Source organism: Citrobacter sp. L55 (assembly GCF_002850715.1).
Taxonomy (GTDB): domain Bacteria; phylum Pseudomonadota; class Gammaproteobacteria; order Enterobacterales; family Enterobacteriaceae; genus Citrobacter; species Citrobacter braakii.
On record NZ_KZ559402.1, the window covers coordinates 350,364 to 363,773 of the forward strand.

At 53.7% G+C, this 13,410-nt stretch carries 8 protein-coding genes and 1 pseudogene; 3 read left to right on the top strand and 6 right to left on the bottom strand.

Annotated elements, in window-relative coordinates; genetic code table 11:
- Positions 1-15: 15 nt before the first annotated feature.
- The 3 genes from rluA to polB all read right to left on the bottom strand — a co-directional run bounded on the left by rluA (position 16) and on the right by polB (position 6,122).
- A complete protein-coding gene (gene rluA, locus B9P82_RS11725) occupies positions 16-675 on the bottom strand; it encodes a bifunctional tRNA pseudouridine(32) synthase/23S rRNA pseudouridine(746) synthase RluA (protein WP_094168672.1) in 660 nt (219 codons plus the stop codon).
- Between the two features lie 11 nt (positions 676-686).
- Positions 687-3,593, bottom strand: coding sequence for an RNA polymerase-associated protein RapA (gene rapA, locus B9P82_RS11730; RefSeq protein ID WP_101700374.1), 2,907 nt, complete (start codon positions 3,591-3,593; stop codon positions 687-689).
- Positions 3,594-3,770: 177 nt separating this feature from the next.
- Positions 3,771-6,122, bottom strand: coding sequence for a DNA polymerase II (polB, locus tag B9P82_RS11735; protein ID WP_101700375.1), 2,352 nt, complete (start codon positions 6,120-6,122; stop codon positions 3,771-3,773).
- Between the two features lie 599 nt (positions 6,123-6,721).
- Here polB and B9P82_RS11745 point away from each other — a divergent pair.
- The gene (locus tag B9P82_RS11745) at positions 6,722-7,105 is read left to right on the top strand and encodes a DUF4751 family protein (protein WP_016155677.1); all 384 of its coding nucleotides are present in this window, start codon (positions 6,722-6,724) and stop codon (positions 7,103-7,105) included.
- Between the two features lie 44 nt (positions 7,106-7,149).
- On the opposite strand, the gene araD is transcribed toward B9P82_RS11745, so the two are convergent.
- The 3 genes and pseudogenes from araD to araB form a co-directional block, all read right to left on the bottom strand.
- Entirely contained in the window at positions 7,150-7,845 is a 696-nt protein-coding gene (araD, locus tag B9P82_RS11750) for an L-ribulose-5-phosphate 4-epimerase (RefSeq protein WP_016151673.1), read from the bottom strand.
- A gap of 57 nt (positions 7,846-7,902) precedes the next feature.
- Positions 7,903-9,405 (bottom strand): L-arabinose isomerase, encoded by a 1,503-nt coding sequence (araA, locus tag B9P82_RS11755; RefSeq protein ID WP_053388881.1) that lies wholly within the window; start codon positions 9,403-9,405, stop codon positions 7,903-7,905.
- Between the two features lie 10 nt (positions 9,406-9,415).
- A pseudogene (gene araB / locus B9P82_RS11760) lies at positions 9,416-11,124 on the bottom strand (ribulokinase).
- Between the two features lie 339 nt (positions 11,125-11,463).
- On the opposite strand from araB, the gene araC reads away from it, so the two are divergent.
- Together araC and B9P82_RS11770 are read left to right on the top strand one after the other, a co-directional pair.
- Positions 11,464-12,309, top strand: a complete 846-nt coding sequence (araC, locus tag B9P82_RS11765; RefSeq protein WP_003018834.1) for an arabinose operon transcriptional regulator AraC — start codon at positions 11,464-11,466, stop codon at positions 12,307-12,309.
- A gap of 119 nt (positions 12,310-12,428) precedes the next feature.
- The gene (locus B9P82_RS11770; protein WP_101700376.1) at positions 12,429-13,196 is read left to right on the top strand and encodes a DedA family protein; all 768 of its coding nucleotides are present in this window, start codon (positions 12,429-12,431) and stop codon (positions 13,194-13,196) included.
- The last annotated feature ends 214 nt before the right edge of the window (positions 13,197-13,410 follow it).

The following is a 13,410-nucleotide window of genomic DNA, read 5'->3' on the forward strand; positions in this document are numbered from 1 at the left end:
AAATGGGGCCTGCGTTTAAAAATCTGCCGGAACTTTAAACGTCATACTGTTGCCGTATTCGGGATGCGTGATAGTTAACATCTCTGCGTGCAGCAGCAGGCGCGGCGCTAACGCCAGGACCTGTGGCGGGGCGTAGAAGCGGTCGCCCAGAATCGGATGCCCTAATGCCAGCATATGCACACGCAACTGGTGGGAGCGTCCGGTAATGGGTTTGAGCACGACCCGGGCGGTGTTATCTTCCGCAAACTCCACCACTTCATACTCGGTCTGCGCCGATTTTCCGGTCTCATAACACACTTTCTGCTTTGGCCGATTCGGCCAGTCGCAAATCAGCGGTAAATCAACCAGCCCCTCGGCCGGAGCGGGATGTCCCCAGACGCGTGCGACATACTGTTTCTTCGGCTCGCGTTCGCGAAACTGGCGCTTTAGCTCGCGCTCTGCCGCTTTAGTTAGCGCCACTACAATCACGCCGCTGGTTGCCATATCCAGACGATGTACGGATTCAGCTTGCGGGTAATCGCGCTGAATACGCGTCATCACGCTGTCTTTGTGTTCATCCAGACGACCCGGCACGGACAACAAGCCGCTCGGCTTGTTGACCACCATAATGTGCTCATCCTGATACAGGATAACCAGCCAGGGTTCCTGCGGCGGATTATAGTTTTCCATCCCCATGTCAGGCTCCGTTACTGATGCGTCACGACGATCAGGCGCAGGGCATCCAGACGCCATCCCGCCTGATCCAGGCTTTCCATCACCTGCTGACGATTGCTTTCAATGGCGCTGAGTTCGTCATCACGGATGTTCGGGTTAACGGCACGCAGCGCTTCCAGACGGGAGAGTTCAGCCGTCAGCTTCTCGTCCGCCTCTTTGCGCGCCGCGTCGATCAGCGCGCGGGCCGATTTTTCTACCTGCGCTTCACCGAGTTGCAGAATGGCATGCACATCCTGCTGTACGGCGTTGACCAGTTTACTGCCGGTGTGGCGGTTAACGGCGCTGAGCTGACGGTTAAAGGTTTCGAATTCAACCTGCGCGGCAAGGTTGTTGCCGTTTTTGTCCAGCAGCATGCGTACCGGGGTTGGCGGCAGGAAGCGGTTTAACTGCAGCTGTTTTGGCGCTTGCGCTTCAACGACGTAGACCAGTTCAACCAGCAGAGTACCGACTGGTAATGCTTTGTTTTTCAGCAAAGAAATGGTGCTGCTTCCGGTGTCGCCGGAGAGGATCAGATCCAGACCATTACGGATCAGCGGATGCTCCCAGGTAATAAACTGCGCGTCTTCACGCGACAGGGCAACATCACGCTCAAACGTAATGGTACAGCCATCTTCCGGCAGCCCAGGGAAATCCGGCACCAGCATATGATCGGACGGTGTCAGCACGATCAAATTGTCGCCACGGTCATCCTGATTAATACCAACGATATCAAACAGGTTCATGGCGAAGGCGATCAGGCTGGTATCGTCGTCCTGTTCTTCAATACTCTCAGCCAGCGCCAGCGCTTTTTCGCCGCCGTTAGAGTGGATCTCCAGCAGGCGATCGCGACCTTGCTCCAGCTGCGCTTTCAGCGCGTCATGCTGTTCGCGACAGGTTTTGATCAGATCGTCAAAGCCATCGGTGTTTTCTGGCTCAGCCAGGTAGCCGATCAGATTGTTATATACCGTGTCATAGATGGTACGTCCGGTCGGGCAAGTGTGTTCGAACGCATCCAGACCTTCGTGGTACCAACGCACCAGCACGGATTGCGCGGTTTTTTCCAGGTATGGAACGTGGATCTGGATATCATGCACCTGACCAATACGGTCCAGACGGCCAATACGCTGTTCCAGCAGGTCCGGATTGAAAGGCAGATCAAACATCACCAGATGGCTGGCGAACTGGAAGTTACGCCCTTCGGAGCCGATTTCAGAGCACAGCATCACCTGGGCGCCACTATCTTCTTCGCTAAACCAGGCCGCAGCGCGGTCACGTTCAATGATCGACATCCCTTCATGGAATACGGCGGCGCGGATACCTTCGCGCTCGCGCAGAACCTGCTCCAGTTGAAGCGCAGTGGTGGCTTTCGCGCAGATAACCAGTACTTTTTGCGAGCGGTGGCTGGTCAGGTAGCCCATCAGCCATTCCACGCGCGGGTCAAAGTTCCACCAGGTGCCGGTGTCGCCTTCGAATTCCTGATAAATCTGCTCCGGGTAGAGCATGTCGCGCGCGCGGTCTTCCGCACTCTTACGCGCGCCCATAATGCCGGAGACTTTAATGGCCGTCTGGTATTGGGTTGGCAACGGCAATTTGATGGTATGGAGCTCGCGTTTAGGGAAGCCTTTCACACCGTTACGGGTATTTCGGAACAGCACGCGGCTGGTGCCGTGGCGGTCCATCAGCATCGAAACCAGCTCCTGACGCGCGCTCTGGGCGTCTTCGCTGTCGCTGTTTGCCGCTTGCAGTAACGGCTCAATGTCCTGTTCGCCAATCATGTCACCTAACATGTTCAGCTCATTGTTACTCAGCTTGTTGCCAGCCAGTAACATGGCGACGGCGTCGGCGACCGGACGGTAATTTTTCTGTTCTTCAACAAACTGGGCGAAATCGTGGAAGCGGCTTGGATCCAGTAGACGCAGGCGCGCAAAGTGGCTTTCCAGGCCCAGCTGTTCCGGCGTTGCGGTCAGCAGCAGGATGCCTGGTACGCGCTCTGCCAACTGTTCAACGGCCATATATTCACGGCTGGGCGCGTCTTCGCTCCACACCAGGTGATGGGCTTCATCGACAATCAGCAGATCCCACTCGGCATCACACAGGTGCTCCAGACGCTGTTTACTGCGACGGGCAAAGTCCAGCGAACAGATAACCAACTGTTCGGTTTCAAACGGGTTGTAGGCATCGTGCTGCGCTTCTGCATAACGCTCATCATCAAACAGCGCAAAGCGCAGGTTGAAACGACGCAGCATTTCGACCAGCCACTGGTGCTGTAACGTCTCCGGGACGATGATCAGCACGCGCTCTGCGGCGCCTGACAGCAGCTGTTGATGCAGGATCATCCCTGCTTCAATGGTTTTACCTAAACCCACTTCGTCTGCCAGCAACACGCGAGGGGCATGACGACGGCCGACATCATGGGCAATGTTGAGCTGGTGGGGGATCAGGCTGGTACGTTGACCACGCAAACCACTCCACGGCATACGGTACTGTTCGCTCTGAAATTTACGTGCGCGATAGCGCAGCGCAAAGCGGTCCATACGGTCAATCTGGCCGGCAAACAGGCGATCCTGGGGTTTACTGAAAACCAGTTTGCTGTCGAGCAGCACTTCACGCAGCGTTACACCGGTTTCTTCGGTATCAAGGCGGGTTCCGATATAGGCAAGCAGGCCGTTTTCTTCTTTTACTTCATCGACATGCAGTTGCCAGCCTTCATGGCTCGTGATCGTGTCACCAGGGTTGAACATCACGCGGGTCACGGGGGAATCACTGCGCGCATACAGACGGTTTTCACCCGTCGATGAGAAAAGTAAAGTGACGGTTCGCGCATCCATGGCGACAACAGTACCAAGTCCCAATTCGCTTTCTGTATCGCTGATCCAGCGTTGACCAAGTGTAAAAGGCATATATGTTCGGCTCTATATCTTTAATTGCAGGCAATACTCGTCATTTTCCGGGCTAGTCCCCGTTATTGAGAGCATACGACCCCGCTACCAGGCTAATAAATCAGTGGTAGGGGTGTTAAATGGGTCCAGGAATGGAAAGGGCGCTATGGTACTGGATGGCGGCGGTTTCGTCACGCGTCAAAATAACCCCAGTTGTCCTGTGAGTAGTGTAGCAAAATTATCATCAATAAAGGGAAGAATTCCCTCGGCAACCGGCTGGATCTGGCGGGTCAGATAATGCTCGTAATCAAGTGCAGATTGCTGATAATCAACAGGTTCAGGTCCATTTATCGTCCAGACATATTTAATCGTGCCACGATTCTGATACTGCTGCGGACGCCCCAGTTTGACGTTCTGCTCATCGGCGAGCCGCGCGGCGCGAACGTGCGGCGGAACATTCCGCTGGTATTCGCTCAACGGGCGGCGCAGGCGTTTGCGGTACACCAGGTGTTCATCCAGTTCACCCGCCATCAGACGGTCGATAGTCTCGCGAACAAACTCTTGATAAGGCTCGTTACGAAAAATTCGCAGGTACAGCTCCTGCTGAAACTGCTGGGCCAGCGGCGTCCAGTCGGTGCGTACCGTTTCCAGACCTTTAAATACCATGCGTTGCTCAGCACCTGACTGAATCATTCCGGCGTAGCGTTTTTTGCTGCCGGTATCTGCACCGCGAATGGTCGGCATCAGAAAGCGACAAAAGTGGGTTTCAAACTCCAGCTCCAGCGCGCTGGTCAGGTTTTGCTGCTTCAGCGATTGCGCCCACCAGTTGTTGACATAGCTCACCAGCTCCCGACCAATCCGGGCCGCATCGTCTTCCGAGTGCGCCTTTTTAAGCCAGACAAAGGTGGAGTCGGTGTCGCCATAGATGACGTCGTAACCCTGAGCCTCAATCAGCGCTTTGGTCTGACGCATGATCGCGTGACCGCGCATGGTGATAGACGAAGCCAGCCTCGGGTCGAAAAAGCGGCAGGCGGTGGTGCCAAGCACGCCGTAAAACGCGTTCATGATGATTTTCAGCGCCTGTGAGAGCGGCTTATTGCCGCGGCGTTTGGCTTCATCACGCCCATGCCAGATCTGGGTAACAATTTCCGGCAGACAGTGCTTTTCGCGTGAGAACCAGGCGTCAAGGAACCCCTCGGTACTGTGTTCCCGATCCGGCTGTGCCATCCCTTCGATAAGTCCCACTGGATCGATCAAAAAAGTACGAATAATTGACGGGTACAGGCTTTTGTAATCCAGCACCAGCACAGAGTCGTACAAACCCGGGCGCGAGTCCATCACGTAGCCACCGGGGCTGGCGTGCGCGGGAACTTCCCCCAGATTCGGTGCCACATAGCCCGCCCGGTGCATTCGCGGTAGGTAGAGATGGCCGAAGGCGGCAACGGAACCGCCATGCCGGTCGACCGGCAGGCCGTTTACCGTCGATCGTTCCAGCAAAAATGGCATGATCTCGGTTTTATGAAAAATACGCGTGACCAGCTCACAGTCTTTGAGATTGTAGGTGGCGAGCGCGGGTTTATCCTGGGCAAACCGGCGATCTATTTCGTCCATCCTGTCCCAGGGATTATCTATCGACTTCCCTTCGCCCAGCAGCTCCTGTGACACCGTTTCCAGCGAAAAGGATGAGAAATTCCAGAATGCGGATTTAAGCGCCTCAATGCCGTCGATAATCAGGCGACCTTTAGTCTGCGCGAAGAATACGCCGTTTTTGAAGCCATGTTCGCGCCACTCCAGCTCGCTATTGTCACGGCCAAAACGCAGGGGAATGCGGTAACGTTCAGCATGCTTTTGCAGGACGCGTAAATCGAATTGCACGACGTTCCAGCCGATTACCACATCAGGATCGTGACGGGCAATCCAGTCGTTGAGCTTTTCCAGTAACTGCGGGCGGCTTGCGACATATTCAAGTTCAAAATCCAGCGCTGAGGCATCGCCGTTTGCCGGGCCAAGCATGTAGACAATACGCTGCCCACAGCCTTCAAGGCCGATACAGTAGAGTTCGCCGTGGCGCGTGGTTTCGATATCCAGCGAGACCCATTTCAGCGGCGGTCGATAGTCAGGGTTCGGCTTCAACCGGGCATTAACCAGCGTACCGTTATGTCTGTCGCCTTCAACCCAAACAGGTGAGGTGATAAAACGCTCCATCAGATACCGTTCCGGCGGACGCACGTCGGCCTCGTAGACGGTAATTGCGTTTTCACGCAGCAGCTTTTCCAGCCGCATGAGCTGGCGATGTGAGCGGCAATACAGGCCGGAAACGGGTTGGCGGTGGAAGTCTTGCAATTGCAGCGGCGTCAGACGATAGCCGTTTTCATTGCGTAATAATGACGCTACGCGGGGAACCTGACTGACAGGAATAAACGCGACCGACTCCTGAGGCGCGAGCGTGACCTGTAGCGGCCCGGCGTCTGTAGCCAGCCAGAATGTGACCTCAGTTCCCTGCGGGGTGTCCCGCCAGTGCCGGGTTAAAATAAAGCCTGCCTGCGCCACGCTGCGTATCCATTAAAAAACCAGGCATTATTATAGCCTGGTTTACACGATTGTACTGTTATTTTGTACAGTTAAAAATGAGAGCTGCGGGAAGTTATTGTGACAATAAAAGTAAAATGCCCTCCGCAGTAAAAGTGTTACAGGATAGGCTTTGGTATTTAATAAATGAATGCCTTAATTGAAAACTCTTCCTTGAATTATTTTATTGGCCTGTCATGGCTATTTGTATTTATTATTGTTTTGTAATTATATTTGTTTCATAAATTGGAAGTCCGTTTCAGGATTTTTATGTCATTTTCGGAATCGTGCTCGTACGGTTTTGTTACTCATCCCTCGGTTCAGGAAAAATGGTTATTTTTTTTATTTGTTTTTATTCATGGTTAGTGTAACTATTTTAATCAAACACTCGGGTTACCAGGCTGAATATAATATATTTTTATGGCTTGCTATTGTCTGGATAAAAACGGATTTTGGTTCGATTTCGTCGGGAATATCTCTCTGTATAATTTGATTTTTATCGCTGAATATAATTTTATTCATCTGATAGCTCGGGTGTTTTATATCAATAGCTTGGGTGCGTAGTGTTATGGAGGCCTATTATGGATATTTATACTCAGGCGTTACAGGTAGGATATGATCACTATTTATTTGTTAATACTCAGTTATCTAACCCTACAATTAAATCAGTAAGTCAATATATTGAGTATAGAACGTGGTCAGGTCAAATTTGGCGTACTGAGGTTATTGAACGTGGGAATGCTTTCTTTCACTGGCAAGGGCATGACAGAATAAATGGTCATCGTGATACGGTGATTAATTATCTGTTGAATGGACAGCGCTGGCAGTCAACGATTACAGATTACATTTTCTTTCATTCACTGGATGGTGAAGAGGCGCAGGGACATTATGACAACGTGATTAAATACGTTTGTGCTAATAACTGTGTGTATCGAAGTGCGTTTGCGGAATATATAAAGGAATAACCAGAGAGCGCGCCACCGAGATTCCGGGCGCGCTCAGATTGTTTTCACTGGCCGTAGTAGGCTTTTGCGCCGTGTTTACGTAGGTAATGTTTATCTAACAGGGTTTGCTGCATATCCGGCAATTGCGGCGCGAGCTGGCGACAGAAGATCCCCATGTAGGCGACTTCTTCCAGCACGATGGCGTTGTGTACCGCATCTTCGGCGTTTTTTCCCCAGGCAAACGGACCGTGAGAGTGCACCAGCACGCCAGGCATCTGCGAAGCGTCAATGCCTTGTTTCTCAAAGGTTTCAACGATCACGTTACCGGTTTCCCACTCATATTCGCCGTTGATTTCTTCCTCGGTCATTTTCCGTGTGCAGGGAATCGATCCGTAGAAATAGTCCGCATGAGTGGTACCCGTGGCTGGAATCGACTGACCCGCCTGCGCCCAGATGGTCGCATGACGCGAATGGGTATGAACAATGCCGCCAATGGTCGGGAATGCCTGATACAGCAGACGGTGCGTTGGGGTATCGGAGGAGGGTTTCTTCGTACCTTCTACAACCTCACCGGTGGCGATACTGACTACGACCATATCTTCTGCGGTCATAACGCTGTAATCGACCCCGGAAGGTTTTATCACAAACACGCCGCGCTCGCGATCGACGGCACTCACGTTCCCCCAGGTCAAGGTAACCAGGTGGTGCTTAGGCAACGCCAGATTGGCTTCCAGCACCTGACGTTTGAGATCTTCTAACATGTTGATTCCTCTGTGCCGGATGGCGGGCAAGCGCAGAGCCATCCGGCAACAACATAATTAACGTTTAAAACCGTAATAGACGTCGTTCCAGCGCAGCGCGTCCTTAAAGGCCGGCAGGCGGGTATCGTTGTCGATCACGGCGATCTCGATATCGTGCATTTCAGCGAACTGGCGCATATCGTTCAGATCCAGCGCGTGGCTGAAGACGGTGTGGTGCGCGCCACCGGCCAGGATCCAGGCTTCAGATGCGGTTGGCAGGTCAGGCTGGGCTTTCCACAATGCGTTAGCCACCGGCAGTTTCGGCAGGGAGTGCGGTGTTTGAACCGTGTCGATGCAGTTAACCAGCAGTCGATAGCGATCGCCAAGATCGATCAGGCTGGCAACGACTGCCGGACCAGTTTTGGTGTTGAAGATCAGACGAGCGGGATCGTCTTTGCCACCAATGCCGAGATGCTGAACGTCGAGGATCGGTTTATCTTCCTCCGCGATGGACGGGCACACTTCCAGCATGTGCGAGCCGAGCACCAGATCGTTGCCTTTCTCGAAGTGGTAGGTGTAATCCTCCATAAATGAGGTGCCGCCCTGCAGACCGGTTGACATCACCTTCATGATGCGAAGCAGAGCGGCGGTTTTCCAGTCGCCTTCGCCCGCAAAGCCATAGCCTTGCTGCATCAGACGCTGTACGGCCAGACCCGGGAGCTGTTTCAGGCCGTGTAAATCTTCAAATGTCGTGGTAAAGGCGTGGAATCCGCCCTGTTCCAGGAAGCGCTTCATCCCCAGTTCAATACGGGCCGCTTCCAGTACGTTTTGACGTTTCTCACCGTGGACTTGTGTTGCCGCCGTCATGGTGTAGGTGCTTTCATACTCATCGATTAGCGCGTTGATTTCGCCGTCGCTAATGGAGTTTACTACCTGCACCAGATCGCCTACGGCCCAGGTATTTACCGAGAAGCCGAATTTGATCTGCGCAGCGACTTTATCGCCATCGGTGACCGCGACTTCACGCATGTTGTCGCCAAAACGGCAGACTTTCAGATGGCGGGTATCCTGTTTGGACACGGCCTGGCGCATCCAGGAGCCGATGCGTTCGTGAGCTTGTTTGTCCTGCCAGTGACCGGTGACCACGGCGTGCTGCTGACGCATACGTGCGCCGATGAAGCCGAATTCACGGCCGCCGTGCGCGGTCTGGTTCAGGTTCATAAAGTCCATATCAATGCTGTCCCACGGCAGGGCGGCGTTGAACTGGGTATGGAATTGCATCAGCGGCTTGTTGAGGATAGTCAGACCGTTAATCCACATTTTGGCCGGAGAGAAAGTGTGCAGCCAGACCACCAGACCTGCGCAGCGATCGTCGTAGTTAGCGTCACGACAAATAGCGGTAATCTCGTCAGGTGAAGTACCCAGTGGTTTTAAAACCAGTTTGCAGGGCAGTTTAGCTTCAGTATTCAGCGCGTTAACGACGTGCTCGGCATGTTGGGTTACCTGACGCAGGGTTTCAGGGCCATACAGATGCTGGCTACCAATCACAAACCACACTTCATAGTTATCAAAAATCGTCATTGTCGTGTCCTTAATGTGTCAGGGTTGCCTGGTCTACCGGGGTTTGTTGCGCCGGAGCGGCAGTCGGAAGGTATTGTTGTTCAGCGCTAACCGCCCACTGCTGGTAGCGGCGGTAAAGCTGTTCAAAACGTTGAGCCTGCTCTGGTCGAGGTTGCAGCGTGTTTTCCACGGCGCTTGCCATCTGTTGCTGAGCGGCTGGGATATCGGTGTGTACTTTCGCGGCAACGGCGGCAAAGATAGCCGCACCGAGTGCGCAGCACTGGTCTGAAGCGACAATCTGTAGCGGACGGTTGAGCACGTCACAGCAGGCCTGCATGATGACCGGATTTTTACGGGCGATGCCGCCTAGCGCCATTACGTTGTTAACCGCAATGCCTTGTTCGGTGAAGCATTCCATGATGGCGCGTGCACCAAAGGCGGTGGCGGCAATCAGACCGCCGAACAGCGCTGGCGCGTCGGTTGCCAGATTCAGATCGGTAATCACTCCTTTCAGACGCTGGTTGGCATTGGGCGTACGGCGACCGTTGAACCAGTCGAGCACCACCGGCAGGTGATCCAGCGACGGATTTCTCGCCCAGGCTCGGTTAGCGCTGGTAGCAGCTGTTTTTGGCTGGCTTTAATCTGGGTCTTCAGCTCCGGGTGCTGCGCGGCAAGCTGCTCCAGCGGCCAGCTCAGCACACGGCTAAACCAGGCATAGATATCGCCGAACGCGGACTGGCCTGCCTCGAGGCCAATAAAATGCGGCACCACGCTGCCATCAACCTGGCCGCAAATGCCTTTCACCGCGCGCTCGCCGACGCTGTGTTTGTCAGCAATCAGAATGTCGCAGGTCGACGTGCCAATGACTTTCACCAGCGTATTGGGCTGTGCGCCCGCGCCGACCGCGCCCATATGGCAGTCAAAAGCGCCGCCTGCAATCACCACGCTTTCCGGTAGTCCCAGACGCTGCGCCCACTCGGCGCACAGGGTGCCAACCGGCAGGTCGGCTGTGAAGGTATCGGTAAACATCGGGTATTGCAGATGGCGGTTGAGGATGGGGTCGAGTTCGTCAAAGAAACTGGCTGGCGGTAGACCACCCCAGCTTTCATGCCACAGTGATTTATGCCCGGCGCTGCAGCGACCGCGACGAATATCCTGTGGACGTACGGTATTAGAGAGCAGGGCCGGAACCCAGTCGCACAGTTCAATCCACGAAACCGCGGCCTCGGCAACCGCGTGGTCCTGACGGGTCACATGCAGGATTTTGGCCCAGAACCATTCGCTGGAATATATACCGCCGATATAGCGGGAGTAATCGATCTTGCCCGGTGTGTGGCACAGACGGGTAATTTCTTCAGCTTCTTCTACTGAAGTGTGATCTTTCCACAGGACAAACATTGCATTTGGGTTTTCAGCGAACTCCGGACGCAACGCCAGTACGTTGCCGTCGGCATCGATGGGGGCCGGGGTTGAACCGGTGCTGTCAACGCCAATCCCGACCACTTCCGCACGCTGTTTAACGCTCAGTTCGGCCAGTACGTTTTTCAGCGCCGCTTCCATTGATTCAATGTAGTCGCGTGGATGATGGCGAAACTGGTTGTTTGGGCCATCGCAATACTGTCCTTCCTGCCAACGTGGATACCACTCTACGCTGGTGGCGATTTCTTCACCGGTAGCACATTCCACTGCCAAAGCGCGTACTGAATCACTGCCAAAATCGAGGCCAATTGCAATCGCCATCGTCTTACTCCATCCAAAAATACGGGTATGGATAAACAGTAGTTAGTAGGGATAAAAACCGTCAGGCAGGATTCGCTAATCTTATGGACTAAAATGCTGTTGCATCACAAAGTGTGACGCCGTGCAAATAATCAATGTGGACATTTCTGCCGTAGTTATAGACACTTTTGTTAGCCGATTTTAACGTTGGCGCAGTACATATTTTTTACAAAGTGCTTTTCACAAGCGGGGTTGATGGTCCATTACCGCAAACACAGCGGCCCGCAGGGGCGACGGCAATGATGTCTGGCGTAATATGGACAAATTGTTTCTTAGCAGAACATAGGGAGTATTGAAATTATGGCTGAAACGCAAAACGATCCCCTGCTGCCAGGCTATTCGTTTAACGCGCATTTGGTGGCCGGATTAACCCCCATCGAGGCGAACGGATACCTGGATTTTTTTATCGACAGGCCGCTGGGTATGAAGGGCTATATCCTCAATCTCACTATCCGTGGCGAAGGGGTTATCAATAATCAGGGCAAACAATTTGTCTGTCGGCCTGGCGATATTTTGCTGTTTCCACCCGGAGAAATTCACCACTACGGACGCCATCCTGATGCCAGCGAGTGGTATCACCAGTGGGTTTACTTTCGCCCACGCGCCTACTGGCAGGAGTGGCTGACCTGGCCGGCCATTTTTGCCCAGACTGGATTCTTTCGTCCGGATGAAGCACATCAGCCGCATTTTAACGAACTGTTTGGGCAGATAATCAACGCCGGGCAGGGAGAAGGTCGCTATTCCGAACTGCTGGCGATTAATTTACTGGAACAGTTATTGCTCCGACGTATGGAAGCCATTAATGAATCGCTACATCCCCCCATGGACAACCGCGTGCGCGACGCCTGCCAGTACATCAGCGATCACCTGGCGGACAGTAATTTTGATATTGCCAGCGTCGCACAGCACGTCTGCCTGTCGCCTTCCCGTTTGTCGCATCTGTTCCGTCAGCAGTTGGGTATCAGCGTATTAAGCTGGCGCGAGGATCAGCGTATCAGCCAGGCCAAGCTATTGCTGAGTACCACTCGTATGCCCATTGCTACGGTAGGGCGCAATGTTGGCTTTGACGATCAGCTCTATTTTTCTCGCGTTTTCAAAAAATGTACCGGCGCCAGTCCGAGCGAGTTTCGCGCCGGATGTGAATAAAAAGTGAATGATGTGTCCTGAAAGTTGTCATAACTCGCAATCTATTCAGACAATTGATGGCTTGACGAAGTTGAGACGGGTTATCAAAATCCCTGCTTCGTAAATCTGACGGACACATTATGCAAGCATTGCTGGAACACTTTATTCTTCAGTCCGCCCTGTACTCCCTGATCGCCGTACTGCTGGTGGCCTTTCTGGAGTCGCTGGCGCTGGTTGGTCTGATTCTGCCCGGTACCGTGATGATGGCGGGGCTGGGGGCGCTGATTGGCAGTGGCGAACTGAACTTCTGGCATGCCTGGCTTGCGGGCATCATTGGTTGCCTGTTGGGGGACTGGATCTCTTTCTGGTTGGGCTGGCGCTTTAAAAAGCCGCTGCACCGTTGGTCGTTCATGAAAAAGAACAAGGCGTTGCTGGATAAAACCGAGCACGCGCTGCATCAGCACAGCATGTTTACCATTCTGGTGGGGCGTTTTGTGGGACCGACGCGTCCGCTGGTGCCAATGGTGGCGGGCATGCTGGATCTGCCTGTCGCTAAATTTATCGTCCCGAATATTATTGGTTGCATACTGTGGCCACCGTTCTACTTCCTGCCGGGGATCCTGGCGGGGGCGGCAATTGATATTCCTTCTGAGATGCAGAGCGGGGATTTCAAATGGTTGCTGCTGGCGACGGCGCTGTTGCTATGGGTAGGGGGCTGGTTTTGCTGGCGACTGTGGCGTAGCGGCAAAGCGGCAGTCGATCGCTTAACCGCGTATTTCCCCCGCAGCCGTTTACTGTATCTGGCGCCGTTGACGCTTGGGATCGGCGTGGTTGCGCTGGTGGCGTTACTGCGCCATCCGCTGATGCCGGTGTATATTGAAATTCTGCGTAAAGTCGTGGGTTTCTGACGATTCTTTTGCCGGATGGCGCTGACGCTTATCCGTATATGGACACCTCCCGTTATGCAAGCCATTCTGCATTTTGTGTGACGGGGGTAAGATGCTGTCGTATATCCGGCCTCTCTTTCGGTACCGTCGTACCCGGCCATGATGTTATCTGCACACCTGGTTCCATTCGGCCTGCCGGCTTTGCTTTCGCAGGGAGCCTTCGGATAAACCGGAG